This window comes from Streptomyces sp. NPDC102360, from assembly GCF_044766085.1.
Classification (GTDB): Bacteria; Actinomycetota; Actinomycetes; order Streptomycetales; family Streptomycetaceae; genus Streptomyces.
Map to the genome: position 1 here is coordinate 55,432 of NZ_JBIWLG010000004.1, position 26,816 is coordinate 82,247.

Here is a 26,816-nt window from a genome sequence, read left to right on the forward strand (position 1 = left end):
CCGCGGGCACGCTTGAGTACGAGCGTGGCGTCGGCCGCCGGATGGCGAACTGACGCGGGTGGGCAGTAGGTCCATCGGCGCCGTCGACGTCGACATGGTGCGCTCGACCACGGACGCGTTCGACATGCTCGACGGCAAGTTCGGTGGCGGCCACGCACGGCGCGCCCTGATCCAGTACCTCCACACGGACGTGCGCCCCATGCTCGACGGCACGTACTCGGCCGACGTGGGCAAACGGGCCTACGCGGCCGTGGCCGAAGCGCTCCGGCTCGCTGCGTGGATGTCGTACGACAGCGGCCTACACGGCGTCGCACAGCGGTATTTCATCCAGGCCCTACGCATGGCTCAAGCGGCCGGTGACCGGCTACTCGGCGGAAGCGTGCTCTCTGCAATGAGCCACCAGGCCACCTTCGTTGGCCGATACCGCGAGGCCGCGACGTTGGCGCGCGCGGCGTTCACGGGGCCCTCCGGAAGCCTCACGCCCACAACAGCCGCGCAGTACCGCGCAATGGAGGCTCGCGCCCTTGCTCGGCTCGGCGATGCGCGAGGGTGTGACCTCGCTCTGGCCGAAGCCGAGCGACAGCTCAGCAAACGCACGGAGGGCAGCGATCCCGCCTACATCTCGTACTTCGACGAAGTGGAGTTGGCGGCAGAGTTCGGACACTGCTTCCGTGATCTCGAACGTTCTGTGCAGGCCACCGAGCGTGGCGCGAGCGGCATCTTCGGCGACGGCCTGAATAACCGAAGCGACTTCTTCGTGACCATGGTGCAGGCGGATGCGTACATCAGCCAGGGCGAGGCCGGCCGCGCATTCGAAATAGCCCTGGACGGCCTGCGTCTCGGCGAGGGGCTTAGGTCTGCACGCTGCGTGCAATATGTACGGGAGTTCCAAGGTCGCGTAACGAGTGGCATGCGACGGTCCTCTGAGTTTCACGAATTCTCTGAACAGGCACGCGAACTCCGAATCTGGGAAGCCGTCAATACTCAGCCGTGAAACTTCCTCTCGTTCACCCCCACAAGCCAATATCAATTCCTGTGGTTGCAACTTCGAATTCGGAGCCCACCAGTTACTCTCGCCCCAAAACCTCACTTCCCCCAGACCACGTTTCCGCACATACTGAAGAAGGTCCTGTCACACGGTGACCTAAGCCCCTTGATTGCGATCCGCCACTCAGCATACTGAAGTGAGGAAGCGTGAAGCAATCCATGGGAGGCGAAGTGGAAAACACTGAAGGTACACAGACGGGCGGATCGACACTAGGGCAGGACTGGCAACCGAGCCGGCTCAATCGAGCCGGTGCAACCGCACGGTGGCGGCGAATGAGTCGCACCAAACGGTGGGTGACAGTCGCAGTCCCCGGAGCATTGGTCACCGGAGCGATCCTGACGGGGGTTACAGCAACCCAGAGTGAAGCCGAGACTGGACAAGAGAGTTCCATCTCGCAGGAAAGCTCTGCACCCGATTACTCGGACGACCCTGATTACCAGGATTGGTACTGGACGGCTTATGAAGAGGCAAGCGCTGCCGGAAGCCCGGAGGCAGCAAGAAACAACGTAGGCAACATTCGCGGCGCAGCAGTTCTTTCTGGCGGCCTCACTGAGGCTGGCATGGCAGGGGCCGACGACGGCCTGGAAGACGCTATCGCCGAATATTGGTGACCGTGCCCCTCCTCGACGACCCACGCCCAAATTCGCGCTCCCCCTAGTCAGTCGATCGCGAATCGTGCAGGACGGCTTTTACAACGGCTCCCATCCCTGGCGGGTGCCGCCAGAGCGAAGCGAGTCCACGCGTTTCTGCAATTCCTCGGCAGCACGTGGATTCGTACCCACGTTTTGGGAAAGCCACGTGACCATGAGGACTTCTCGGACGCTGCGGAGCACGGGATACCCTGCCCACTCCCGCACGTCGAAGCCATAGCCCGTGACGAATTCGGCGTACTCAGCTTGGGTGTGCCAACCGAAGCTGTCGTAATACATCGCCGTCTGCATCAGGTCCCACTCGCGCGGTCCAGTGACAAAGCCGTCCAGGTCGATGACCTTCGGGCGGCCGTCCGCGTCACGCAGAACATTGCCGACGTTGAAGTCTCCGTGCAGGTGCCCCATCGGCAGCACGAACGACAGTCGGGCGTACGCGGCTTCCAGCTTCTCGGCGAGTGCACTAGGTATGCGCGCGTCTCATCCGGGATCACGGCCTGCTCCAGGCGCTGCGCGACCTTGCCGAACGGACTCAGCGACGGCAGCGAAACAGAAGGCGCCTCCAAGTCGTGGAGCTGACGCAGCAGTTCGCCCATTTCGCGCGTACTCGCGTACGTGTCCCCGTCGGCTAGCCCTTCCCAGAAAGTCACCGGGTGGCCGTCGACGACTACGGGTTGCTCAGCCTCCGTGACGAGCCGAGCCGCCGGGTACTCCTCCGTCGCGAGCCATGCCGCCACAGCGACTTCCCGCCGAACGGACGGAAGTCGGTCAGGGCTCCGACCAACACGGGACACAATCCGCCCACCGTCGATGCGGAAGACGGCGTGGTCACCGAACCTGAGCATGTCGATGCCCTCCGGGGCCACGCGGGCCGCGACACAAGCCCGCTTCAGGATCTCCTCGGCTGCTTCCGCATCGAACTCAGTGCGCTCGCTCGTGGTCATTCCGTCGGGCCCCCCTAGTTCACGGGCAGAGCGCGGATCTCCCGCCCACGCTTCACCTTGGCGATCAGTCCTTGCCCCTCCATCTGCGCGATGGCGGTGCGGACCGCGGTCCGCGACGCCTTGAACATCTCGCACAGGTCCTTCTCTGTCGGGAAGGGGTCACCGACCTTGACTCCGTCGGCTCCGAGTAGATCGATCATCTTCTCGACCACCGGTCGGCGGTCGCCTGTTCCTGCCACGTACCAGCCGGCACCTTGGACAGACTCGACCAGGCCTTCAGCCTTGAGTACCTTCAGGGCCCGCTCGATCGTGCTTCGACTCGCACCGTGGGCGCTGATCAACTGCGTTTGCGACGGCAGATCATCCTTGATCTCACCCACCTGGATCTTCTGGCGCAGCGACCCGGCGACCTGCAAGTACGTGTCCCGCGGATTGTCCTGCGGCACCTAGCTCCCCTTCGACGGATTCACGTGGCGTCGATCTACTGTCCTGCATCCCCAGCGTCCCACGACAGGCACCGTCGACATACAGGGTTCATGAACTGTCCCAGCTGTCCGGTTAGCGTGCTGACCTGCACAAACACCCCGGACAGCCATAACGATGACTGTCCGGGGTGTCCGGTCTGATAGCTCAAACCTCGGCTACGACCCGAGGGTGCCGCCGCTGGGGCCCGGCTTCCCGCAACACCCGTCGGGCCGGGTTACAGGCAGAGCTTGAAGTGCTTGCTGCCAGCGCATGCGCTGACGTGGCCACCGCCGCCACCCGACGAGGACGATGAACCGGAGCCGGAGTCGTCGCTGTAGTCGTACGGCTTATCGACCGTGGCGATGACCGTCCCGGTCTCGGTGTGCCCCTTCCACTTCACCGTGTATGTGAAGCTGTCGTCGCCCAGGAAACCGGCGTTCGGGGTGTAGACGACAGTGTCGCCTTTCATACGAGCAGACCCGTGGTCCGGGGTGCCGACCTTGACCAGCTTCGGATCCTCGTCGAGGTCCTTCCACCACGAATGCGGCTTGTCCTTGACCCATGTGTCCGTCTCGATGTCGGCCTCGGAGACAGGCGACGCCTCGGACTTTCCCCGGTCAGCGAAGATGCGCCAATCGTTCGTGACCAGCTTGTACTTGGCCAGCTCCGCCTTACGCTTGGCCTCTGCCTTCTTCTTCGCCTCAGCCTTCCGCTTGGCTTCGGCCTTCTTCTCCGCAGCGGCCTTCATGCGTGCGGCCTCGGCCTTGCGCTCGGCCTCCGCCTTATCCTTGGCGGCCTTCTTCTCCGCAGCGGTCTTCTCGCGTGCAACCTCGGCCTTGCGCTCAGCTTCGGCCTTCTTCTGAGCCGCCGCCTTCGCGGCAGCCGCCTTCTCAGCCACGACCCGCTTGTCCACGGCCGACCGCTGCGCATCCGCCTGCTGCTCGATGCCGTCGTGCGTGGCAGTCGTGTGATCGAGACCTACGCCCTCTGCCGCGGAACCCGCGGCGATACCGAAGGCAATGATGCCTGCGAGTGCACTACCGCCAATGCCGGCCTTGGCGCGCTTGCTGAGCCTGCGGTTGTGGCGCTGCCAGTGCGAGTTGTTGGACTGCCACTGCGGGGCACTGTCGGCGGGCATAGGGATCCTCGGGAACGGGAGTACGGGGCGTACCGACAACGGTAGAGGCGGGATCGAGGTGGAATTGCGGGGCGAAGGTCCCACGTCCAGGGGTCATCCGTCCCGGTTCGCGTAGCACCTTGGCGATCTGCCGCAGTAGCGGACTAGCGTCCGCCCCTCTCGTCGCCGAGCGCGGCCCAGCTCGACCTCGGAGAGGGGGTGTCCTAGCTGTCCGAGTGTCCGGTTAGCTCGATGACCTGCACAGATACCCCGGACAGCCGGAAACGGCGCTGTCCGGGGTGTCCGGCCAGAAGGAGCTCACGGGCGTCGTCCGCCCACGGCTGCGGCAAGCTCCAAGCAGGACCCAAGCGGCTGCAACACCCCGGGTGTTGCAGCCCGTCGGTGAAGCCGACTCCGAGTGGTCGTGGCGCCGTAGGCGCCTCCGATATGCCTATATGCCTTGCCCCACCATTGCGGGTCAGCCATTCACAGGCGTGCTCGCCATCGACCCCGGCGGGCGCATCATAAATACGTCGATCGGGTCCTGGGCTTCCACGACGAACCCGTGGCGCTCGTACAGTCGACGGGCGGCACTGCCCTGCAAGACGTTCAGGGCCACGGTCACGCCCTGTGCGTCCGTCCGCTCCAGTACCGTGCGCAACACAGCCGATCCGAGCCCTCGGCCCTGGCAGTGCGGAGCAAGGTAAAAGTGCTCCAACCACTGCCTACTTTCGGCGGGCCGGACCGTGACGCAACCTGCAGGTTCACCGTCGATCATGATGATCGACGTGTGCTGCGAGGAGAAGGAGTCCCGCAGCCGCTGCCGCACCCTGTGCTCGTCGTAGCGCCCGAGGCGTTCCAAGTCCGCACGCATGACCGTGGCCCGCAACTCGGCGATCACCTCGATGTCCGCTGCCACCGCAGAACGCAGCACCCAGCCCGCGGCGAGCGCCGACGTGGTCCGCGCAGACACTGCCATGTCCGATCGCGTACCGCTCCCCATCACCCCAGCATCCATGGTCGGAGTATCTCAGTCCGCCTGCCCCGACCAGGCATGGGCATCTCAGCCCGAACTACCCGATCCCGCCGCGACCTCAATCGCGGACCGGGTCGGTACAAGACCGGGGCTCCGAGCGAAGGAGTGGACCCGAGAACCATCGCGCCAGGAGTGTGGGACGAGCTGACAGGCCGGGCCTGGGGCAAGCCCCTCGCGGAGCATGAGACGACTGCCCACCCCTGATGGCCCGTGCGCAGCCGAGTGTCTAACTGCGCTACAACGACGGCGTACCGACGCGAACAACCACGGACGTTCAGGGACCGTAGGACCAGGTCAACGCCGTACCGACGCAAGGCCAGACCGGTGATCGAATTGCTTCGGGACGAAGAGGTCGTGGGTTCAAATCCCGCCACCCCGACAGCTGAAACAGCAGGTCAGGCCCGGTACTGAGAGATCAGTACCGGGCCTGATCTGCGTTTGGGGGCCGATGGGGGAGCCACTGGTCGCTCGGTCGATCGCATGGGGCACCGCCGTGACCTGGGTCGGCGCGAGACGTTGGCCGGGGGTGGAGATCTGGCTGCTCAACAACCTCAGCACCCTGGCCCTGTTCCTGCTGATCTGCGGCGGCGCCGTAATCGTCGCCGTGACCGGCTGTCTGCTGGTCAGACGCAAGGTGCCGGTCGTGGCCCAGGGGAAGTACAACGACATGATCGGTGTCGTGCTCGGCATGTACGCGGCGATCTACGGCATCATCCTCGCCTTCGTCGTCGTCGCCGAGTGGGAGGGGCTCGGCGAGGCCCAGACGAACGTCGCCGCCGAGGCCAGCCAGACCGCCGAGGTGCTGCGCGAGGCCGACGCGTTCCCGCCCGGGCAGCGGCGCGAGGTGACCGAGGCCATGGACGCGTACGTCCACGCCGTCGTCGACAAGCAGTGGCCCCTGATGCGTGAGGGCAGGGCGGACCCGAACCTCACCAACCCCGAGATCACCGCCCTCTACAGGGCCTACCAGGACTACGAGCCGAAGACCGAGGTCGAGAAGACGTACTACAGCCAGTCCGTCGCCACCCTCGCCGACATCGCGAGCGCCCGGCGCACCCGGCTCTCCGACGCCCAGCAGGAACTCCCGGTGCTGCTGACCGTCCTTGTGTACGGCGGCGCGCTCGTGATGCTGCCGCTGACCTTCCTCTACGGCATCGAGGGGCTGCGCGCCCAGCTGACGTTCGTCACGTCGGTGGCCGCCCTCATCGGGGTGAGTCTGCTGCTCGTCCTCACCCTGGACCACCCCTTCTCCGGCGCCGTGTCGGTCTCTCCGGCGCCGTTCCGGGAAGGGGTGCTCGCCCAGTTCTGGCCATGAGCCGTCACCCGGCCCCCGGCCCGTCGACGGGGATCTTGGCGCCCGGATCGACCAGGTCGAGGACCGGGTAGGGCCGCGGGTAGGGCACGCCGAGCCAGTACGGTGCCGATCACGGCTGCCGGGGCTGATCGAGTCCCCGACGATCACGACGGGGGTGGGGATCAGCCCTTGGCCAGGCGGGTGATGCGCTTGCCGTCCTCGTCGCAGGGCAGCTCCGCGTTCTTGTCGTGGGCGCGGAGATCGCGGGTGGCCTGCTTCTCCACGTCGGCGATGGCCGTGGGCTTTACGTCGACGATGCCGCCGAAGGGGCGGTCGACGTCCCGGATGATGCACAGGGTGGCCGTCAGCAGCGCCGTGATCAGGGTGAGCGCGATCAGCTGCCCGCGGTTGTTCTTGCGCGGCAGGCAGATACCGAGCGACACCACCGTGAGGGCGAGGGTGGCCAGCAGGAACCAGAAGATGGCGCTGGGGATGCTGGCGGTCGCCTGCGTGAGGCGCTCCGAGCGCTCCTCGGAACGCTTGGTGTCGGCGCTGACCAGCATGCCGAAGGCAGGTTCGCCCTCCAGAGGGCGGAAGTTGTGGCGCATGCCGGTGGACCACACGCTGGGCCCCTTGGAGCCGTCCCCGTTCCCGTCGGACATGGCGGGCCATTCCTGGACGCGGACGGCACGGGCGTAACAGACGGCGTCGGACTGGATGGCCGCCCGCTGCTTGCCCTGGGCGTACTCGGCGGTCTCGGCGATCTGGTCCAGGGCGCGGGCCTCACCGCGCGAGGCCACCTCGGCCTTGCCGTACGAACCGTTGGCGGTCACCAGGACGAAGGCCAGCAGCAGGACGGTCAGGGTGAGCAAGGGGGCGACGAGGTCCTTGACCGCCATGCCGCTGTCGTCGTCCTCGGTCAGCAGCCTCGGCCGCAGGAATCGGTTGGCCGCGAGCCCCGCGATCAGGGCGAGCGCGGCGACGACGATGGCGATGGCCACGACTGAGTACCTCCAGAGGACAGGAAAGCGGTGCTCCCTGTCATGCAGCGCCGCATTCTTGTCCTGACCGTCGGCGCGCTCCGCGTACAGCGGAACACCTCACTGCCCCTCGATCGAGCGACAGGCTTCCCACCCAGAAAGCGGTGGTGGGCAGCCGGCGAGCAGCCCGGTGAACAAGAACAGTGCCCGGAACGGCCGAAGCCGTCCCGGGCACTGTTTCGTCCGAACTGTGTCCGGCTGACTAGCTGTTGGCGCAGGCGTTGCCCGCCGCCGGGTTGAGCGCGGCGATCAGGTTGAGCGAGTTGCCACAGGCGTTGATCGGGACGTCGATCGGGACCTGGATGACGTTCCCGGACAGCACGCCGGGGCTGTTCTGGGCCACACCGGTGGCGCTGGCGCCGTCGGGGCCGTCCACCGCAGAGGCCATGGCAGCGGATCCCATAACAGCGGTCCCGGCCAGCACGGCCGCGGCCGCGAAGGTACGAAGACGCATCGTTGCTCCCTTGAGAGGTGAGGGAATATGACGCGTCAATCAGACCGCCAAGCCGCCTCAAACCGGGACAATTGAGCCAATGGGGGGCGTGTCAATCAGCCCGTCAGTCCGTCAGCTCGTCAGTCCGTCAGTCCGTCAGTCCGTCAGCTCGTCCAGAAATCCCACCAGCGGGTCACGCGCGCACGCGCCGGATGGGCAGCAGGCAGTGCGCGGCGGCCATGAGGGTCTCCTCGTCGCCCGCGAACTCCTCCAGCTCCTTCTCCGTGACCGGGGCCCCGGGGGTAGCGGTGGGCCAGACGCGCGTGGTGAACAGGAAGTACGCGCTCTTGCGGGCCTCCGCCGCCGCCAGCCACTCGGGCGGCACGGGGCACTGGGCGTTCAGGAGCGGCATGGTGACGACGGCCTGGCCCGCCTCGACCAGCAGGGACACGGGGAACCGGGGCCGGCCCGTCGCGTCGTGGACGGTGTTGCCCACCGTGAGGCCGTTGGTCTCCAGGAGGCCCCGCACGGCCGCTTCCGCGGCCTCGGGTCCTGCCGGGGAATCCCCCATGGAGTAGGCGAGGAGAAAGGGGATGTCGCCTTTCCCGTCGGCGTGTTCTCCACTCCAGGCGATGACCGCCAGCGTTCCCAGATCGGCTGCTCGAAATGCGGGGCCACTGCTCACTGTTGAAGTCATCGAAGAAGCCTAGCCAGAGGCGGTCGGCGGTCCGGCCACGGTTCACTCATATGGCGGAACGCATTCCGTGGAGGAAATACCGAAGGCCGGTTCGGGAACCCGGGGTCCCGAACCGGCCTTCGACGCGTGGCCCGCCGTACGAACCTACTGGCCGACGGGGAGACCGCCGAGCATGCTGCCGCCGCCGGAGCCGGAGCCGCTCTTGTTCAGCCCGTCGACGGCGCCCGAGACGGCACTGACCGCGCCCCCGTCGTTCTTCGGGTCGAGCAGGTTGCTGTCCACCGGCGAGACGTCCAGCGTCGGCTGGCTGGTGATCGTGTTCACCGCGCCGTTCAGGCTCATCGGAGTCAGGTCCGAGGCAAATGCCGGAGCTGCGGCACCGACAATCGCCATCGATCCGGCGACAACGGCAGCGGTCTTCAGAACCTTCATTGTTTATGCCTTCCCTCGACAACTCGCGTCATCGGTTTGGAAAATTCGCTTCTGTTTGCTCAACGAGCGTCTCGACCGGGGGGAAACGGCCGTACAACGGAACAGCCGCCCCTCGGAGAGGGGCGGCTGCGGAAGAGCCGGGCTTGGCCCGTCAGTCGTTGGCGCAGGTGTTGCCGAACGCCGGGTTCAGCAGACCGATGACGTCGACGGTGTTGCCGCAGGCGTTGACCGGCACGTGCACCGGAACCTGAATGGTGTTGCCCGAGATCACGCCGGGGGAGTTGGTGGCAGCGCCCTGCGCGCCGGAGTCGGCGGCGGCGACGCCGGCCGAGCCGGCCATGGCAGCGGCGGCCATTGCGGAAAAGACGACTGCCTTCGCGGTACGCGACATGAAGCATGCTCCTTGGAGGTCGTTCTGTTCGGCCAGCGCGGGTGCCTGGCACGTGGTGCAACGGGGCGGCCGCACCAGGGGTTGCGGCTCCGAATGGGTGACTGGCCGTCGCAGCGGCCCCTTTGGGGTGACGTCGTGAGCGAACGGGTGAACCGGTTCTTCCGGGGCCAGGGGCCGATGGTCCACTGAGGGCCGTCATGAGATCGGCCGCGCCGCCTTCCTGTCAGCCGTCGGCTCCACGCCGTTGGGAGGGCGGCCCCCGCCCCGGGCGCCCCGTGTACTCCTCCGGCCCGGCGCCCCATGACAGAGCTCGGGCCGCCGGCGAATGAGGAAGCCGGCGGCCCGAGCTCTGTGCGCGTGCGGCAGATCAGCCGTTCTGCACACCGTTGCCGGCGAGGACCGGGATGTCGTCCAGCACGTGCGACAGCGGCTCGTCACCCTTGGCCTGGGTGGAGTTCTCGGTGCACTGCTGGTTCTGCGGCGCCGAGAGGATCGGCACGTCCTGGACCGCGACCGGCACGAGGCCGACGAGCGAGCCGACGTTGCCCTTGACGGGCAGCGCGACGCAGGGCTTGTTCAGGGAGCCCTGAACGAGGCCGAGCTGCGGGCTCAGGTCGCCCGCGGTGGCGGAGTTGCCGTACGTCTGCGACGAGCCGTTACCGCTGGTCGAGGTCGTGCCGTGGTCGTCGCCGATGGCGAGCGCCTGCGGAGCGGCTGCGGCGGAGACACCGACGACGGAGACGGCGACCGCTGCGGCGGCCATGGCCTTCTTGAGCATGGTTCTGTTTCCTTTTTCTGACGGGCACCGGTTACTGCACTGAGCGCAACTGCCAAGAGCGGAAATGGTTCCGCATATCCACCCGTTCGGACAGGCATCGACGCGCGCTCGATCACCCGTGCCCCGCCATACAGCCCGCACTGGCGAGATTTTCATTTCATCGAACCCGACCCCGACCCGGAATCGATCGGATCCCCGTCCGAGTGAACGTGAGCAACCGATGGCGGGATACGGAGTTGATACAAGTGCTTCCAGACGGAAAATGAAGGGGAATTTCCTCATGCTGAAGAAGGCCATGGCTGCCGCGGCGGCCACCGCTTCCCTCGTCGGTATCGCGGCCGCCGCCGCCCCGCAGGCCCTGGCCGTCGGCAACGACGGTGGGACCACGTCCGAGAGCGGCAACAACGCCTCGCAGACGTACGGCAACTCCGCCACGTACGGCAACATGAGCCCGCAGATGGCGCTGATCCAGGGCTCCCTGAACAAGCCCTGCATCGGCCTGCCGGCCAAGGCCAACGTCGGCTCGCTCGTCGGTGTCGTGCCGGTCTCCGTCCAGGACATCCCGGTCCTGTCGGCCCCGCAGAACCAGCAGTGCACCGAGAACTCCACCCAGGCCAAGGGTGACGAGCCGCTGTCGCACGTGCTGGACGACATCCCGGTCCTCTCCGGCAACGGCGCCGGCAACAACTGAGGACCCGTTGTGTGAATCGGGCCGCCATCCCGGCGGCCCGGTCCGCTGTTCCGGCCCCGGCCGGGAATTCAGGTAGCTGTACGAGCCTTTTGATCCGCTGCGTCCGGATGTTCGGGAGGTCGCGCACAGTGCCGAATTCCCTGCGATTGGCTCGCGCGGGAATGGTCCGAACGGGTTTCGGTCCGCAACTGCCCGGAATGCAATCCAGTTGACCAAACGTAGCTCCGTATCCGGAGCGCGCGTATCGAAAGGGAACCACCCCATGAAGAAGCTCTTCGCAGCCGCCACGATCGCTGTTTCCGTCGCCGGCCTCTCGGCCGTGGCCGCCCCGTCGGCGCTCGCCATCGGCGACGACCAGGGCACGACGTCCACCAGCGGCAACGGCTCGTCGCAGACGTACGGCAACTCCGCCACCGCCGGTGACATGAGCCCGCAGCTCGGCCTCGTCCAGGGCTCCCTGAACAAGCCCTGCATCGGCCTGCCGGCCAAGGCCAACGTCGGCTCGCTCGTCGGTGTCGTGCCGGTCTCCGTCCAGGACATCCCCGTCCTGTCGGCCCCGCAGAACCAGCAGTGCACCGAGAACTCCACCCAGGCCAAGGGTGACGAGCCGCTGTCGCACATCCTCAGCGACATCCCGGTTCTCGCCGGGAACGGCACCGGGAACCACTGAACGGACTGAAGGGCGGTCGCTGAGCGCGGCCGCCCTTCTCCGTACGGCATCCCGTACGCCAGGCACGACAAAGGCGGTGGACCGATCCGGTCCACCGCCTTTGCTTGCGTTCTCGCGCTACTGGACCGCGGGGATCAGGCCGGTGACCGGCGCGACGAGGTCGGTGACCTGGTGCAGCTCGTTCAGCTTGTTGAGGTCGTTGAGCCCGGAGAGCTGCTCAGCGGTGCTGGGCAGCTGCGCCTGCTCGTCCGCCGGGAGCGCCATCGTGGAGAGCGAGTCGATGGTGCCGGTGGGGGAGATGGGTTCGGCGGCCTGGGCGGCGGGGGTGGCGGCCGCGGCGGCACCGATGGTGAGGAGGACAGCGGTGAGGGCACGTCGGGTTGAGATCATGTAGGGCTAACGGTGGCTTTGCCGGGGCGGATACGGGTGGGGTGGGGGGCCCACCCGTGAGGGCCAATCGTTCGAGGGGTGTCGTTTCGGCGCGGTCGTCGGGTGCCTACGTCTCGGGGCTCTGCCCCGGACCCCGCTGCTCAATCGCCGCAGGGGCTTGATTGGGTGCCTACGTCTCCGGGCTCTGCCCCGGGCTCCGCTGCTCAATCGCCGCAGGGGCTTGAATTGCAGCGGCTTGAATGAGGGGTAGAGCCCGTGAGGAGGGTGTGGACCTCCCTCGCCCTTCGCAGGCCCGCGGGGTACGGCAGTGACTGGGCCAGGGTCATCGCGCGGGTCAGGGCGTGGGTGGCGGCTGTGGGGGATGAGAGGTGGGACAGGGCTGCCGCGTGGGCCAGGTGGGCCTCCACCTCGGCGAGGCGTTCACCGGTGCGTGCGGCCCGGGTGGCCTCCGCCGTCGCGAGCTCCAGGGCCGCCTCGGGGCGGCCCGCGCCGAGCTCGGCCCAGGCCGTGAGCGTCGGGGCCTCGTCGGGGCAGGCGGACAGGGTGCGCAGGGCGGCTTCCGGGTGGCCGGTGAGCAGGGACAGTTCGGCGCGGGCGGCGCCGACCTCGGAGCGGGCCTGGCGGTCGCCCAGGTGGTCGGCGGCGGGGGCGGCGCGGTCCAGGAGCTCCGCGGCAGCCGACGTGTCCCCGGTACGGAGCCGGACCAGCGCCAGCGTCGCGAGCGCGTACGGCAGGCACCAGGCGCCGTCGCCCTCCGCGAGCGTCACGGATGCCTCGGCGAGTGCGGTGGCCTCCTCGAACTCTTCCAGCAAGAGGTGGAGTTCGGCCAGGTTCAGGCGTTCGAAGGACGCCGCCGTCGGGTTTCCCGAACGGTCGGCGAGGTCGAGGGCGCGTTCGCCGCTCTCGACCGCTTCGCGCAGCCGGCCGTGGCGGCGCGCGTTCTCCCGCAGAGTGGAGAGGACCGTGCCGAGCAGCGTCGGGTCGCCGTACGCCTCGGCCGGTGCGAGGGCGCGGTCGCCGGCCTCGCGGGCCTCGGTGAGCCGGCCCGAGAGGCCCAGGTTGGTGGCCTGGAGGGCGTAGGAGCGGGCGAGGAGGCCCTGGCCGCGCACTCCGGGCACCCGGCGCGCGGCGTCCAGGGCCCGGCGGGCGGCCGCGTGCCCGTCGTCGTAGCCGCCCCTGACGCTGTGCAGCATGGCGTGGGACAGGTGGTGCACAGCGAGGGGTTCGGGGGCGGTGGCCGGGGCGGCCGGGTGGGCGCGGAGCGCGTCGGCGGCGGCGTCGAGGGCGCCGGTGCGGACGAGGGATTCGGCGAGCCGAGCGGCCGTGAGCACCGCGTCGTCGTGGGCGCCGCGCCGGACGAACTCGGCGAGGGCCTGGCGCAGCGCCTCGGCCGCCTCCTCGAAGTGGCCCATTCTGGCGAGGACCTGGCTGTGGGCCAGGCGGGCGCGGGCCGCGTCGACGTCGAGGCGGGCGACGAGGTCGCGGTAGTAGCGGTCGGCGGTGTCGTTGGCGTAGAGGGCGGCGGCGCGTTCGGCGGCGCGGCGCAGGTACTCGGCGGCGCGCGGGTCGTCGGCGCGGGCGAAGTGCGAGGCGAGCGCGTCGACCGCGTCGGGGCGGCGGGCGAGGACGGCCTGCGCGAACGCGCCGTGCAGCTGCCTGCGGCGGACCGCGGTCAGCCGCTCGTAGCAGGTGAGGCGGACCAGCGGGTGCCGGAAGGCGAGCCCCGGTTCGGGCCGCCCGGCCACCACGACCTGCCGCTCCTCCACCAGCGATGCCCCGATGGCCCGCTCGACCCCGTCGGCGGCCGCGGCGCCGGTCACCGGCGGGCGCAGTCCGTGCTCGGCGACGTCGAGGAGTTCGGACAGGGCCGCCTCTCCCCCGGCCACGGACAGCGCCTCGACCAGGCGGCGCGCGTCCGGGTCGAGGCGTACGAGCCGGTCCGCGACCAGCTCCCGCACGCCCTGGGGTGCCACCGCGCCGGTCGGCCCCGCGGCCAGGTCGCGGGCGAGTTCGAGGGCGAACAGCGGGTTGCCGAGGGAGAGTTCCCAGACCCGCTCGGCCTGCCCCGCACGCGCCGCCGTGGCACGCGCCGCAGTGTCGCCCGCCACCGCGGGCCCCCCTGCGCGTCCCGCCCCCTCCGCCCGCGTCGCCGCGTCCCGTGCCACCGCGAGGCACGCCGCCCGGTCCAGGGGGCCCAACTCCTCACGCACAGCCAGTCGTTGACGCGACAGAAAAGTCAGGATCGAGCGCCGCGTGTCGTCCTCCGGCAGCTCCTCCTCGCGGTACGTCGCCAGGAAGCGCAGCCGGATCCCGCGGTCCGCGGTGCGGCGGGCCAGATGGCTCATGAGCTGGTACGAACCGGTGTCGGCGGCGTGCAGGTCGTCGAGGACCACGAGCACCGGACGCGCGCCGGCCAGGTCGCCGAGCAGCGCGGCGCTCGCCCGGAACAGCCGGTCCCGCTCCTCCTCCGGGCTGCGTTCGCCGGATGTGCGGATCTGGCCCAAGGACGGCAGGAACACCGCCAGTTCGGGGTACTCCGCGCCGACCCGGGCCCGCTCCGCCGCGTCGTGCTCGGCCAGCCACCCGTCGAGCGCCTCCGCGAACACCCCGTACGGCGTGTGCCCCTCCGCGTCCTGACCGCCGCCCCACAGCACGGCCGTGCCGGACCCGGCGGCCCGCCGCGCGGCCTCGCCGACCAGGCGGGTCTTGCCGACGCCCGGCTCGCCGGTGAGCAGCACCACCGGTGGCCCGCCCGCCGCGAGGAGCCGGCCGAGGACCGCGTCGCGGCCGTGCAGCGGGGTGGCGGGGGCGGTCCGCAGCGGTGAAGGCAACGTTGTCGTGACCGGGACGGGGGCCGGCTCCGCCGCGAGTGCGGCACGGTGCAGGCGCTCCGTCTCCGGGCCCGGACGCACACCCAGTTCGGTGTCGAGGGTCTCGCGGCACGCGTGGTACTGGTGCAGCGCGCGGCGGCGCAGGCCCTGGCGCAGGGAGGCGTCGATGAGGACGCGGTGGGCCAGCTCCTCGGCGGGGCTGGTGGCCAGGACCTGCTCCGCGGCGGCGGCCGCGTCCGCCGCCGCGCCCGCCGCGAGGTGCGCCTCGGCGAGGCCGAGCAGCAGCCGCTCGCGCAGCAGGGCGAGCCGTCCGCGGCGCTCCTCGGCCCAGCCCGCGTACCGGTCCTCGGGGAGCAGCTCGCCGGTGAACAGGCCGAGGGCGCGGGCCAGTTCGGCCGCTCCCCCGCCGGCGAGCGCGGCCTCCGCCGCTGCCTGCGCCGCGTCGGCGTCGATCCGCACGGTCGCCGGGTCGAGGGAGAGCATGCCGCCGTCGGACAGGAGGTACGACGAGGCGGCGCGCGGGGCGAGTTCGGGTTCCAGGGCGTGCCGGGCCGCGTGCAGGGCGACGCGCAGGCTGCCCGTGGCGGCGGACGGGTCGGCGTCGGGCCAGCAGATGTCCATGGCCTGTTCGCGGTGGAGGCGGTGGCCGGGGGTGACGGCGAGGAGCTTCACCAGGGTCCTGGCGCTGGGCCGCGGCCAGCGTTCGGCGGGCTCGGGGCCGCCGTCACGGGTTGCCCTGAATCCGCCGAGAAGGTGCAGGCGCAGCTGCGGGACGACGACGTCCTGATCCTCGTCCGTACGGCGCGCGTTCATGAAGGCGCACTGTAATCGAACACGCTGAAGGCCCCCTGGGCGCGTACCCAGGGGGCCAATGGAGCCCAGGCCCTGTCCTTCCGTCAGGCCTTGTCGATGGTCAGCGTGATCATCGAGCGGATGGCCGTGTACGGCAGGGACTCCGTGTTGCCGACGAGCGAGGCGGTCCGGTCGACGCCGTACTCGTCGTAGTTCAGCAGGACGACCTCGTCGGCGCCGTCACCGTTCAGGTCGCCGGTGAACAGCTCCCGGGTGCCCAGCTTGTCGTAGCCGGTGACCGCGGGCGGGTCGTCCGTGCCGCCGGTGAGGATGGACCGGTCGTAGAGGATCCCGTACGTCTGGCCCCCCGCCGCGATGAGTTGCTCGCCGTCCGGGCCCGTCGCGGGGGCCGAGGTCCAGGTGTCCCAGCCGAGGTAGACCCTGGCGGGCTGGTCGCCGCCCGCGTACGTGGTCAGCAGCGGGTAGCTGCTGCCGATCAGGCCCTCGGAGCCGGTGTACCAGTTGGCGAGGGTGGCGTAGCCCCCCGCCTTGGACTCGTGCAGCAGCTTGCCGGTGCGGCCGTCGCGGATCTGCACCCAGTTGCCGAGCGCCCCGGGATACGGCTGGTCGGCGCGGTTCCGGGAGACGTACGTGTAGACCACGGCGTGCCCGTCGGCGTACGGGATGCCGGGCGAGGCGTAGGTGCCGGCCCGCAGCGGGATGCCGAGGACGGAGCCGTTGGTGTCGGCAGCCGCCTTCGGGGTGAGCTCCCAGGCGACCGAGCCGTCCTTGCCGTTGACGGCGACCTGGCCGGTGGCGCGGGCCGCGCTCGGGTCGCCGCCGCGGGTCTGGAACTGGGCGTAGACCTTGCCGTCGCCCGCCGACAGGTCCGCGAACGCCGGGGTGCCGATCTCCGACGGGACCGAGTACGTCCACATCGGGGAGCCGTCGCCCTGGTAGGCGCGGAGCTTGTCGGTGCCGATGGCGATCTCGGCGGCGCCGTCGCCGTCGAGGTCGGAGGCAACGACGTTGCGTACGTACTGGCCGCCGCCGTCGATGGTGGTGAGCACCTTGCCGGTGGCGGCGTCGACGACCGCGGCGCCCGAGTCGGCGGCGACGACGAACTCGTCGCGGCCGTCGCCGGTGGTGTCGGCCTTGGTGAGCTGTACGACGCGGCCCGGCAGGACCGCCGTCCACAGCAGCTTGGGCTTGCCCGCGACCAGCGACGGGCCGTCGTAGGCGAACAGGCCGTTGGAGGAGCCGCCGACGACGAGGTCCTTCTTCTTGTCGCCGTTGAGGTCCATGGACTTGGCGGCGTACGTGACGCCCTGGATCGGCGTCAGGCTCTGCTGCTTGCCGTTGCCGAGGTTGTAGACGCGGACGTTCTGGTTGGTGTCGACGGTGCGCAGCCACGAGTGGCCGCTCGCCCGGAACGGCTGGGAGTACAGCTGCGAGGCGACGACGCCGGTCTTCTCCCACTTCACCGCGCCGCTGCCGCCGTCGAGGACGGCGAGCCGGGCGTAGTGGTTCGCGCCGGCGTTGGCGGCGGTGGCGGTGTCCTTGGTCTCGACGTAGTTGGCGACGATCCGGCCGTCGACGGCGCGCAGGCCCCAGACGGTGCCGGCATCGGCGCTGTCGGAGTCCTTGATCGTCCGCGACCACAGTGGGGCCGCCGTGTCGCCGCCGTTCAGGGCGCGCACGGTGGTCGAGGTGACGCTCAGGTCGGCGTCGACGGTGGACTCGGCGACCGTGTACTCGGGCTTGCTGCCGCCCTGCACGTCACCGACCTCAAGGGCGGTGGGCACCGCGTTGATCCGGGTGTCGAGCACGGTGCGCTTGCCGTCGGCGAGCCCGTACGAGGCGATCGCGTACGAGACGCCCTCCGTCGTGTCGGACTGCTCCAGGGCGACGATCCGGCCACGCGCGGCGTCGAGGTGCAGTTGGCGCGAGTAGAGCCGGTTCGTCTGCTTCCACTTGACGCCGCCGTCCTTGGTGTCGATCACCAGGGTGTGGCCGCTGGGCGTCCGGTCGGAGGTGTACTGGCGGGCCTGGTTCCAGGAGGCCGCGAGCAGTCCGTGGCCGAGCGGTTCGAGCGAGCCCCAGGCGACGCCGGTGTAGGCGTCCGCGTCGTACGTCCACGTGTCGGTGGGCGTCAGCTTGCCGTTCGCGTAGGAGAAGCGGGTGCCGTTGAGGGTGGCCTTGGAGCCGGCCGGGGAGTTGAGGTTGTAGTACGCCGAGTCCGCGACGACGAGCGTCTTGTCGACGATCTTGATGTTGTAGGCCGCCGCGTACAGCTTGTTCCACAGCGTCTTGCCGCTGGCGCCGTCGAGCACCGTGACGAAGGTGCCGTTGGGCAGCGAGGAGCCCGGCGAGCTGAACGGGCGGTAGGGCAGCACGCCGACCTTGGCGGTGAACACGAAGTCGTCGACGCCGTCGCCGGTCAGGTCGCCGGTCGTCCAGCCGTTGTCGGACGTGGCGGCGAACGGGCTGACCGCGTTGAAGCCCATCGCGACGGCGGCCGGGTAGGGCTCCTTCTGGTAGGCCCGCAGCGGCTTGTCCTGCCAGTCGTCGTGCAGCGAGAGCGAGTCCCGCTTCCACAGCGTCTTCCCGCCGGCGCCGATGCGCTGGACCATCCCCAGGCTGTGGACGGTGAAGTAGTCGCCGCTCGTGCCGCCGACCGGCGCGGTCGCGGCCGCGCCCTGGGCGCCCTCGACGGCCGAGTGCCTGGTCAGCTTGAGCGAGCCGGGCTCGACGGCCGATGTGCCGGCCGTGGTGCCGCTGTCGCCTCCCTGCTCGTACCCCTGGGACTCGGCCTCGGTCGGGGCGTCCTTCACGGCCTGCTCGGCGACGTCCCGCTGGTCGGTGCCGGGCTTGGTGCCGTCACCGTTCAGGTCGGGCTGGACGTGCTCGGCGAGCTTGGCCGTCTGGTCCTCGGAGAGCACCATGGCGCCGCCGTCGTCGGCGTGCACGGCGGGCGCGACGCCGAAGGCGAGCCCGGAGGCGATCAGGGCGGAGGCCAGTTTCAGGCCCGGTCGTTTCAGGTGTCTCATCAGGCGCCCTTCGGGGTGAAGCGGACGGCGGTGGCGTCGCCGAGGACGGTCTCGTTGTACGAGTGGCCGAGACCGTCGGTGCCGGCCTGGTTCTCGATGCCGGTGGTCGCGGAGCCGCCGCGCTGCAACGCGTTGGTGCCGATGCCCTGGTACTGGAGGGTGATCGCGCCGGTGGCCTCGTCGAAGACGGCCTCGAAGGAGATCCGCACCGAGGTGTCGGCGGCGAGGGAGGCGTTGTTCCAGACGACGGCGAACTTCCGTGCGCCGCTGCTGCCGCTGACGGCGGTCCGGACGCTGGACTTCTTGTCGAGCACCAGGTCGTCCCAGAACGCGGCGACGACGCCGTTGGGCTGCGCGGCGGCGGGCAGCGCCGTGTTCTTGAAGTCGCCGAGCCGCGGCTGGAGGAAGTTGACCAGCCCGTTGGTGGTGACGGACGTGCTGGTGTAGGTCACGCCGTAGTACTTCACCGGGAACGGCAGGCTGATCGTCTTGGCGTCCTCGTCACCGGTGAGGCCGGTGGCCGTGGTGCCCTTGACCCAGGAGGAGGCGACGGGCGCGCAGGAGTAAGTGCCGCCCGCGTCGGTCCGGTTGGGGAGCTTCACATCGGCCGTCTCGGCGCCGTCGACCTTGAGTGCGCCGCGGTACGTGCCGTTGCACCGCGTGGGCGCGGGCGGCGAGACGCTGAGCGTGTACGAGCCCTCGGCGACCTTCGGTAGCGTGTACGTACCGTCGGCGCCGGTCGTCACCGCGTCCAACGGGGTCCCGGGGACGGAGACGGTGGCCTTCGCGAGCGGCTTGCCGGTGACGTCGAGGACGGTGCCAGTGACGGCGTGCGCGGGGACGGCGGTCAGTGCGACGTCCTGGGTGAGCGCCTGGCCGGTGGTCGGCGTGACCCCGGCGACGGTCTGCCGCGCGTACCCGAACTTGTCGAACGTGAAGTCGTACGTGCCCGGGAGCAGCTTCAGCCGGTACGAGCCGTCGTCGCCGGTGGAGACCGAACGGGTGCCGGAGGCGGGGTCCGTGGCCGCGACGGTGACGCCGGGCAGGGCAGCCCCTGTGGCCTTGTCGGTGACCTTGCCGGTCACGGAGACCGCGGTGGTCGGGGCCTCGGCGACGGAGGCGAGAATGTCGAGCTTGCCCTCGCCCCAGACGTTGTTCATGCCGGCGGTGCCGCCGCAGTGCGTGTCGTCCACGTCGCGGGCGCCCTCGTCGAGGAGCCTGCGCGTCTCGTCGATGTTGCTGATCAGCGACGGGGCGGCCGACCACAGCAGGGCCACCGCGCCGGCGACGTGCGGCGTCGCCATCGACGTACCGCTGATGGTGTTGTACGAGGAACCGGGCCACGCCGAGGTGACGTCGACGCCCGGCGCCGAGATGTTCGGCTTGGCCGAGCCGTCCACCGGGGAGGGGCCGAAGCCGGAGAAGTCGGCGATCGTGCCGGTGGAGTCGTAGGCGCCGACTCCGTAGGTCGGTGCCTGCGCGCCGGGCGCGGCCGTGGTGGAGCAGGTCGCGCCGTCACCGTCGTTGCCGGCGGCGAACGCCTCGAAGATGCCCGCGGAGTTCCACGCCTCGACGATGTCCTGGTAGAACGTCGTGTCGCCGCCGCCCCACGAGTTGTTGACGATGTTCGGGGCGAGGTCCGGGCGCGGGTTCTGCCCGTTGTGGTCGGTCGGCGCGAGGATCCACTGGCCGGCGGCGAGCGTGTCCTCGTCGAGGCACTCGCCTCGCGGTCCCGCGCAGGCCTTGGCGGCCATCCACTTGGCGTTCGGCGCGACACCGATGCCGTTCTTGCCGGCGATCGTGCCCATGGTGTGGGTGCCGTGACCGTTGTCGTCGCACGGCGTGCTGCTGGTGGCGCAGGTACCGGTCGCGTCGTAGAAGTTGTAGTCGTCCGTGAACGTGCCGTCGCCGTTGTTGCCGCGGTAGTTGGCGACGAGATCCGGGTGCTCGCGCTCCACACCGGAGTCGACACTGGCGACGACGATGCCCTCGCCGCGGTCCTGGTACTGGTCCCAGACCTGGTCGGCCTTGATGTCGGAGACGCCCCAGTCCGGGGTGGTGTCGCTGACGGTGTCGCCCGAGGCGGTCGTACGCGAGCCGGTGACCTTGGCGTCGGACGTCTCGATGTCGTCGAGCTTGTACGTCCGCGACTTGACGATCTCCTTGACGTCGGAGCGCTTGGCGAGCTCGTTCACCAGGTCCTGGTCGCCCGTCACCTTGACGGCGTTGGCGATCCAGAAGTCCCGGTGCCCGACCTTCTCCTTGTCGAGGAACGCGGTGAGCGACTTCTGGCTGTCGGCGGCATTTCCCTTCAGCGCCTTGTACGCGGCCGTGGCGGCCTTCGCGTGCGTGCGCTGCTTCTTCGCCGTGGTCAGGTCGGCCGTGTCCTTGAGGACGACGAAGAAGGTGGCGTCGCCGCCCCGGGAGACGGCCTTCGCGAGCGCGGAGTCGACCGGGGCCGACGCGGGGGCGGGAGCGGCGACGGCGGGTATCGCGCCGGCCAGCAGGGCGGCGGCCGCGGTCATCGAGGCCGCCGCCCATGCGGCACGTCTGCGCCTCGGCGGTCGGGGCAGGGGCATCGGGCACTCCTCGGGGAGGGTACGGGGGTGCCCGAAACCTAGGAAGCGGCCGTTACTGCGCCATTACTGCCCCGGTGGCCCGGGGTGTGGCCCGCCGTCGCAGAGCCCTACCGTCGCAGAGCCCTACCGTCACAGAGCCCAGCCGTCACTGATCCCCACCGTCACAGCTTCAGCCCGCGCGACCGCAGCCACGGCAGCGGGTCGATGCCCGAGCCGAACTGCGGCGTGATGCGCACCTCGAAGTGCAGGTGCGGGCCGCTGACATTGCCGGTCGCGCCGGAGAGGCCGAGGACCTCGCCCGCGTCGAGGCGGGAGCCGACCTGCACGCCGATGCGGGACAGGTGGGCGTACTGCGTGTAGTAGCCGTCGGCGTGCCGGAGGACGACCTGGTTCCCGAAGCCGTCGCCGCAGCCCGTGAAGACGACGGTCCCCGCGCCGACCGCGCGCACCGGCGTCCCGGTCGGCACGGCGAAGTCCTGCCCGGTGTGCGTGTGCGCCCACAGCCGGCCGCCCGAGCCGAAGCCCGCCGACAGCGTCGCCGGGCTCACGGGCTTCACCCAGGTCCGGCCCTTGCCGGCCCGCTTGTGCTCGCCCACGTCACCGCGCGCGCAGCCCCCGCCGCCCGTCGGCATCGGCATCGGCCCGGCCGCGAGGACCCGCGCCCGGGCCCGCCGCACCTCCTCCTCGGCCTTCGCCAGTTTCGCCTCGATGTCGTCACGGGCGGCCGAGCGGCGCCGCTCCTGCGCCTTGAGCCCGTTCACCAGGCGGGCGGACTCGGCGCGCCGGTCGGCGACCCGGTCCCTGGACTCGGTGACGCGGTCGGTGAGCTGCCGGGCGGCGCGGTCGCCGCGGCCCGCGCGGACGGAGGCGTCGAGGGCCCGCTGCGGGGAGGACGAGGTGAGCAGCGGCAGCATCGTGCCGAGGCCCGAGGCCCCTTGGTACTCGCTGCGCGCCTGGCGGCCGAGGGTGGCCCTGAGCCTGTCGAGGCGGCGCTGCTCGGTGGCCTGCCGCCGGCTGACGACGGCGAGCCGGCGCTCGCCCTTGCGCACGGCGGCCTGCGCCTCCTCGTGCGCGGCGACGGCGTTCGATGCCTCCCGCATCAGCTGGTCGGCGCGGGCCGAGAGCCGTCCGATGCCGGGCCCGTCGGCCGCGGCTGCCCGACCGGTGCCGGTACCGGTACCGGAGACGAGGAGCACGGCGATCACCGCGGCCACGCATGCGGCCGTCCCCGTGAGCCTCGTTGCCTTCCGTCGTACACATCGCATCGACCGAATGTCGCAAAAAAGACAAGCCGGACGGCTGTGCGTCGCCGTGTCGCCCACTCGGAGTCCATCGGACGCACTACACGCGGCGGCGTTACCCGGGGATACGGAAGGGGATACAGAAGGGGATACAGAAGGGGATACAGAAACGGCCGTGGAGCCGGCCCTGGTGGACCGGCCCCACGGCCGTTTCCTGTTGTGCGGTGGTTGATCGGGCGTCAGGACCTCCTGCGGCTCCTGCGGGCCGCGACCATGACCAGGGCGCCGAGCGTGAGGGCCAGCGCGGCGGCCGCGGCCAGGAAGACGGTCACGTCGTCGAAGCCGGTGTCCGGCAGGTGGCCTCCGCTGGGCTCGCCCGGCGGGTTGTCGGGGTTCCCGGGAGCCGGGGGCTCCGGACTCGGGCCGGGTCCCGGCGGCGGCACCTTGGCCGTCGTGGTGCAGTCGGACGCGCAGGTGGAGTCGGGCGGGCCCGTGACGGCGTTGGTCAGCGTCCTGTCGCCCTTGACCGGGTCGTCGACGGTGACCGAGTACGTGACGGTCACCTTCTCCCCGGCCGGGACGGTCCCTGACCAGCTCAGCTTCGGCTCGTCGTAGGAGACGTCACCGGCACTGGCCTCGGCGTCGCGGTTGTACGTGGCGTCGTCGAGCACCTCCGTGAGGTCGTCGGTGAACGCGGCGCCCATGTACTCGGCGGCGCTGCTGCTGCCGACCGTCACCGTGTAGGTGACGGTCTCCCCCGGCTTCGGCTCGCTGGTCGAGGCCGACTTGGCGAGCTCCAGGTGGGCCGGTTCGACGCGGACCATGTGGTCCTCGACCTCGCCGGGCCCGCCGAAGCCGGTTGCCGCGACGGCGTGCGTGGCGGCGCGGGTACCGGCCCTCCTGGCCGCGGACACCTCCTCGTCGCCGAACAGCCGGAGCCGGGCGAAGGTCTCGCCGGGCTTCATGCTCTGCAGCCCGTGCCAGGTGAGCGTGGCCTCGGTGGCGCCGTCCGGTACATCGGCGGAGACCATCTCGTCCCGGTCGAAGGTGCCGTTCTCATTGACGTCGATCCAGCCCGCCAGCGTGGCGTCCCTGCCGGTGGTGTTGGTGACCGGGACCTTCGCCGTGTAGCTCCCCTGGTGCCGGTGGAGCGACACGGCCCCGATGCCGTCGTCGTCGGTGTCGTCACCGGCCCGGCTGTGCGGGTCACCGTCCCGCTCCGGCTCGACGGTCCGTCCGATCCGCAGCCCGTCCACCATCTCGTGGAACGCACCGCCGCTGGCCCGCCGCGTCTTGTACGTGTCCGGGGCGTCGCCGAAGTCGTAATCGGGAGCCGGGAGCACCGTCGTGCAGTCCGGATCCGTGCTGTCCTGCGGGCAGTTGGAGTCGCGCGGGCCGACGACGCCGTTCACGAACTTGCCGTCACCCGCGTCGGTGACGGTGAACGTGTACGTCACGGTCGCCGTCTCACCCTTGGCCAGGTCACCGGTCCAGGTCAGCTTCGGGGAGGCGTAGGAGACGCGGCCGGAGTCGGCGTCCGCGTCACCGTTGTACGTCGCGTCGTCGAGGACCTTGGTGAGGTCGTCGGTGAACGTGGCGTCGGGGTAGTCGGCCTGGCCGTCGTTCGTGACGACGACCTTGTAGCTGAGGGTGTCCCCCTCCTGCGGGTTCCTCGGCGAGGCCGTCTTCTTGATCTTCAGCGAGGGGATGCCGACGTCCGTGGTGCAGTCCGGATCGCCGGACCCCTCCTGGCAGTTGCTGCCGGGCCCCTGCGAGACGACGGTGTTGGTCAGCTTCTTGTCACCTGCGGGCGGGGTGCCGACGGTGACGGAGTACGTGATCCGCACCGTGTCCCCGGCCGCGACATCGCCCTTCCAGGCCAGCTTCGGCTCCTTGTAGGAGACGGTGCCGGAGGTGGCGTCCGCGTCCTCGTTGTACGCCGCGTCGTCGAGGACCCCGGTGAGGTCGTCCTCGGTCTTCGCGTCCCTGTAGGCGGCCTTGCCGGTGTTGGTGACGGTGACCGTGTAGGTCACCTTGTCGCCTGCCCTGGCCGAGGCCGCGTCCGAGGTCTTCTTGATGTGGAGCGTCGCGACCGGAGTCTCGGTCGTGCAGCCGTCGGGGCAGTTGGAGCCGGGCGGCCCCGTCACGACGTTGCCGAGCACCTTGTCGCCGGTGACCGGCTCGTCGACGGTGACCGAGTACGTGATCTTCACCGTCTTCCCGGCCGCGACATCGCCCTTCCAGGACAGCTTCGGCGCCTCGTAGGAGACGGAACCCGAGGTGGCGTCCGCGTCCTTGTTGTACCTCGCGTCGTCGAGGACGCCGGTGAGGTCGTCCGTGACGGTCGCGCCCTTGTACGCCGTCTTTCCCGAATTCCTGACGGTCACGGTGTACGTGACCTTGTCGCCCGGCTTGGCGTCCGCCTTGTCGGAGGACTTGTCGATGTCGAGCCGGGGGACGGTGACCTCTGTCGTGCAGCCGTCCTCCGCGCCGGTGACGCAGTTCGAATCGCTCGACCCCTTGACGACGTTCTTCGCGACGCCGTCCCCGGTGGCGGGATCCTTCATCGTCACCGAGTAGGTGAGTGTCGCCTTCTCGCCCGCGCCGAGCGTCGGTGACCAGGTGAGGCGCGGGGATCTGTAGGCGGGGTCGCCGACGGTGCTCTCCGCGTCATCGTTGTACGTCGCGTCGTCGAGCACACCCGTCAGGTCGTCGGTGACGGGTGTCTCCATGGACGAAGGACCCGTGTTCTCCACGACCACCTTGTACGTGACCTTGTCGCCCGGCTGCGCCTCACCGCCGGAGGCCGGCGACGAGGTCTTGGTGATCTTGTAGCTGGGGTCCGAGAACCGCACGGTGGCGCACTCGGTGGGCGGCTTCATCCCCGACAGGTCACCGACGTTCTCCGGGCAGTTCTTGTACTCGCCCGGCGCCGCGGTCACGTCCACGCTCAGCGTGCAGGACTCCTGCCCCTCGCCGAGGTCGCCCTTCAGCCCGACGGAGCCGCCGCCCGCGTCCGCGGTGACCGAGCCGTTGGTGCAGGTCGTCCTGGTGTTCTTGGGGTTGGCGACGGTCAGCCCCGCGGGCAGGTCGTCCGAGAACGACCAGCCCTTCTTCGCCCGCAGGTCCGAGGTGTTCGTGACGGTGAACGTCAGCGTCGACGTGCCGCCCGAGGGGGCGTGAGCCGGGGAGAACGCCTTCTCCACCCGCGGGGTGACGTCCACGACCTGGATGTCGTCGAACGCCGCGTCGTTACCGGCGTTGCTGCCGTTGCCGTTCACCATGCGCACGCCCAGCGAGTCGCCGTTGAACAGCACGGGGGCGTCGCTGGTCGTGTGCACCGCCTTCGCGCTCTTGCCGCCGACCGTGATGGTCCGCGCGGCGCGGTCGGTGCACGGGTTGACCGGCTTGGCCGACGCGGGGATCGCCGTCGCCCCGTCCATCAGGAAGAACTTCAACTGGGGCCCGGAGACCTGGCAGTTGAACGCCGCCGAGGAGGCCGCGAACGTGTAGAAGCGGCCGGGGGTGACGGGGACGGGCCGCTCGGTCTCGAACTGCACCGAGTTCGCCGCGGGGGCGGTGACGGTGAAGGCCGCGACCGCGTGGTTGGCGTCGGGATCCGCCGACCCGTTCAACTGCCCCAGCGCGTTGGACAGATCACGGGTCGAGTCCCAGAACGAGCCGCAGTCGGCTTCACCGGGCGCGTAGCCGGCCGAGTCGGCCTTGTTCAGCACCCACCCGTTGCAGCCCTTGAGCCAGCCCGGGTGCGCCGTGTACGTCATGTTCCGCGGTGGGGCGCCGGTGTAGTCGTCCAGGAGGGCCGGATCACCGGTCAGGTTCTCGAAATCCTCCTTGTAGACGACGGTCGGATCGGCCGGCGCCGCGGCTCTCACCGCACGCTCGGGCGCCGCTCCCTGCGCGGCGCTCGCCGCCGTCGCGGGCAGCGGCGCCGCCACGATCGCGAGTACGGCGCCGAGTACAACACCCGCCGCGGATGCGCGCCGCGGCATCCACAAGCGCCGGAACCACTGCCTCGGGCCGTCCATCACTCCACCTCTGTCACGGAAAGTAACCAGGAATGACAGCAAGCTCACACACCGTTTATGTGACGAACGGCATATCACCGGCCAGTGGGTCGATTCCACTCGGGCGGCCCAAGAAAGATCGAACGGGCATCCGCATCGATCCCGTGTACCCTTGACGTGCAAGCGAAGGGGAGTAGCCCCGCGAACCGGTCGTCGACACACTGG

Annotated in this window: 22 protein-coding genes; 5 read left to right on the plus strand and 17 right to left on the minus strand. The window is 69.9% G+C overall.

Annotation, left to right across the window (positions count from 1 at the left end; genetic code table 11):
* Positions 1-58: 58 nt before the first annotated feature.
* Both ACIRHA_RS18555 and ACIRHA_RS18560 read left to right on the plus strand, forming a co-directional pair.
* Entirely contained in the window at positions 59-994 is a 936-nt protein-coding gene (locus tag ACIRHA_RS18555; RefSeq protein WP_403846662.1) for a regulator, read from the plus strand.
* A gap of 347 nt (positions 995-1,341) precedes the next feature.
* Positions 1,342-1,659 (plus strand): hypothetical protein, encoded by a 318-nt coding sequence (locus ACIRHA_RS18560; RefSeq protein ID WP_403846665.1) that lies wholly within the window; start codon positions 1,342-1,344, stop codon positions 1,657-1,659.
* A 78-nt stretch (positions 1,660-1,737) separates the two neighbouring features.
* Here the strand turns inward: ACIRHA_RS18560 and ACIRHA_RS18565 are convergent, their stop codons facing one another.
* The 5 genes from ACIRHA_RS18565 to ACIRHA_RS18585 form a co-directional block, all read right to left on the minus strand.
* On the minus strand, positions 1,738-2,103 hold the full coding sequence (locus ACIRHA_RS18565; RefSeq protein ID WP_403846668.1) for a phosphotransferase: 366 nt from the start codon (positions 2,101-2,103) through the stop codon (positions 1,738-1,740).
* The gene (locus ACIRHA_RS18570; RefSeq protein ID WP_403846671.1) at positions 1,989-2,639 is read right to left on the minus strand and encodes a phosphotransferase; all 651 of its coding nucleotides are present in this window, start codon (positions 2,637-2,639) and stop codon (positions 1,989-1,991) included. Before ACIRHA_RS18570 ends, ACIRHA_RS18565 begins: the two co-directional genes overlap by 115 nt.
* 14 nt (positions 2,640-2,653) lie before the next feature.
* On the minus strand, positions 2,654-3,085 hold the full coding sequence (locus tag ACIRHA_RS18575) for a GntR family transcriptional regulator (protein WP_403846674.1): 432 nt from the start codon (positions 3,083-3,085) through the stop codon (positions 2,654-2,656).
* A gap of 254 nt (positions 3,086-3,339) precedes the next feature.
* Positions 3,340-4,242, minus strand: coding sequence for an Ig-like domain-containing protein (locus ACIRHA_RS18580; protein ID WP_403846677.1), 903 nt, complete (start codon positions 4,240-4,242; stop codon positions 3,340-3,342).
* A gap of 457 nt (positions 4,243-4,699) precedes the next feature.
* Positions 4,700-5,239, minus strand: a complete 540-nt coding sequence (locus tag ACIRHA_RS18585; protein WP_403846679.1) for a GNAT family N-acetyltransferase — start codon at positions 5,237-5,239, stop codon at positions 4,700-4,702.
* 511 nt (positions 5,240-5,750) lie between these two features.
* On the opposite strand from ACIRHA_RS18585, the gene ACIRHA_RS18590 reads away from it, so the two are divergent.
* Positions 5,751-6,572, plus strand: coding sequence for a DUF4239 domain-containing protein (locus tag ACIRHA_RS18590; RefSeq protein ID WP_403846682.1), 822 nt, complete (start codon positions 5,751-5,753; stop codon positions 6,570-6,572).
* A 161-nt stretch (positions 6,573-6,733) separates the two neighbouring features.
* Here ACIRHA_RS18590 and ACIRHA_RS18595 read toward each other — a convergent pair whose 3' ends face one another.
* From ACIRHA_RS18595 to ACIRHA_RS18620, 6 genes are all read right to left on the minus strand, one after another.
* The gene (locus tag ACIRHA_RS18595; RefSeq protein ID WP_403846684.1) at positions 6,734-7,552 is read right to left on the minus strand and encodes a hypothetical protein; all 819 of its coding nucleotides are present in this window, start codon (positions 7,550-7,552) and stop codon (positions 6,734-6,736) included.
* 241 nt (positions 7,553-7,793) lie between these two features.
* A complete protein-coding gene (locus ACIRHA_RS18600) occupies positions 7,794-8,045 on the minus strand; it encodes a chaplin (RefSeq protein ID WP_403846686.1) in 252 nt (83 codons plus the stop codon).
* A 172-nt stretch (positions 8,046-8,217) separates the two neighbouring features.
* A complete protein-coding gene (locus ACIRHA_RS18605; RefSeq protein ID WP_403846688.1) occupies positions 8,218-8,721 on the minus strand; it encodes a DUF5949 family protein in 504 nt (167 codons plus the stop codon).
* 144 nt (positions 8,722-8,865) lie between these two features.
* The gene (locus tag ACIRHA_RS18610) at positions 8,866-9,153 is read right to left on the minus strand and encodes a hypothetical protein (RefSeq protein ID WP_403846690.1); all 288 of its coding nucleotides are present in this window, start codon (positions 9,151-9,153) and stop codon (positions 8,866-8,868) included.
* A 151-nt stretch (positions 9,154-9,304) separates the two neighbouring features.
* A complete protein-coding gene (locus tag ACIRHA_RS18615) occupies positions 9,305-9,544 on the minus strand; it encodes a chaplin (RefSeq protein WP_327662713.1) in 240 nt (79 codons plus the stop codon).
* A 367-nt stretch (positions 9,545-9,911) separates the two neighbouring features.
* Entirely contained in the window at positions 9,912-10,322 is a 411-nt protein-coding gene (locus tag ACIRHA_RS18620; RefSeq protein WP_403846692.1) for a rodlin, read from the minus strand.
* A 280-nt stretch (positions 10,323-10,602) separates the two neighbouring features.
* On the opposite strand from ACIRHA_RS18620, the gene ACIRHA_RS18625 reads away from it, so the two are divergent.
* Both ACIRHA_RS18625 and ACIRHA_RS18630 read left to right on the plus strand, forming a co-directional pair.
* Complete coding sequence (locus ACIRHA_RS18625) at positions 10,603-11,013, plus strand: rodlin (RefSeq protein WP_403846695.1); 411 nt, start codon at positions 10,603-10,605, stop codon at positions 11,011-11,013.
* A 262-nt stretch (positions 11,014-11,275) separates the two neighbouring features.
* Positions 11,276-11,683: a rodlin gene (locus ACIRHA_RS18630; RefSeq protein ID WP_403846698.1), complete on the plus strand. Its 408-nt coding sequence runs from the start codon at positions 11,276-11,278 to the stop codon at positions 11,681-11,683.
* 117 nt (positions 11,684-11,800) lie between these two features.
* Here the strand turns inward: ACIRHA_RS18630 and ACIRHA_RS18635 are convergent, their stop codons facing one another.
* From ACIRHA_RS18635 to ACIRHA_RS18660, 6 genes are all read right to left on the minus strand, one after another.
* On the minus strand, positions 11,801-12,073 hold the full coding sequence (locus tag ACIRHA_RS18635; RefSeq protein WP_403846700.1) for a hypothetical protein: 273 nt from the start codon (positions 12,071-12,073) through the stop codon (positions 11,801-11,803).
* A gap of 203 nt (positions 12,074-12,276) precedes the next feature.
* A complete protein-coding gene (locus ACIRHA_RS18640) occupies positions 12,277-15,717 on the minus strand; it encodes an ATP-binding protein (RefSeq protein ID WP_403846703.1) in 3,441 nt (1,146 codons plus the stop codon).
* Positions 15,718-15,800: 83 nt separating this feature from the next.
* Positions 15,801-18,746: a hypothetical protein gene (locus ACIRHA_RS18645; protein ID WP_403846706.1), complete on the minus strand. Its 2,946-nt coding sequence runs from the start codon at positions 18,744-18,746 to the stop codon at positions 15,801-15,803.
* On the minus strand, positions 18,746-21,325 hold the full coding sequence (locus ACIRHA_RS18650) for a S8 family serine peptidase (RefSeq protein WP_403846708.1): 2,580 nt from the start codon (positions 21,323-21,325) through the stop codon (positions 18,746-18,748). The genes ACIRHA_RS18645 and ACIRHA_RS18650 overlap by 1 nt, the downstream gene beginning before the upstream one ends.
* A 161-nt stretch (positions 21,326-21,486) precedes the next feature.
* A complete protein-coding gene (locus ACIRHA_RS18655; RefSeq protein ID WP_403846710.1) occupies positions 21,487-22,539 on the minus strand; it encodes a peptidoglycan DD-metalloendopeptidase family protein in 1,053 nt (350 codons plus the stop codon).
* Positions 22,540-22,805: 266 nt separating this feature from the next.
* The gene (locus ACIRHA_RS18660; RefSeq protein WP_403846712.1) at positions 22,806-26,612 is read right to left on the minus strand and encodes a GEVED domain-containing protein; all 3,807 of its coding nucleotides are present in this window, start codon (positions 26,610-26,612) and stop codon (positions 22,806-22,808) included.
* Positions 26,613-26,816 lie beyond the last annotated feature (204 nt).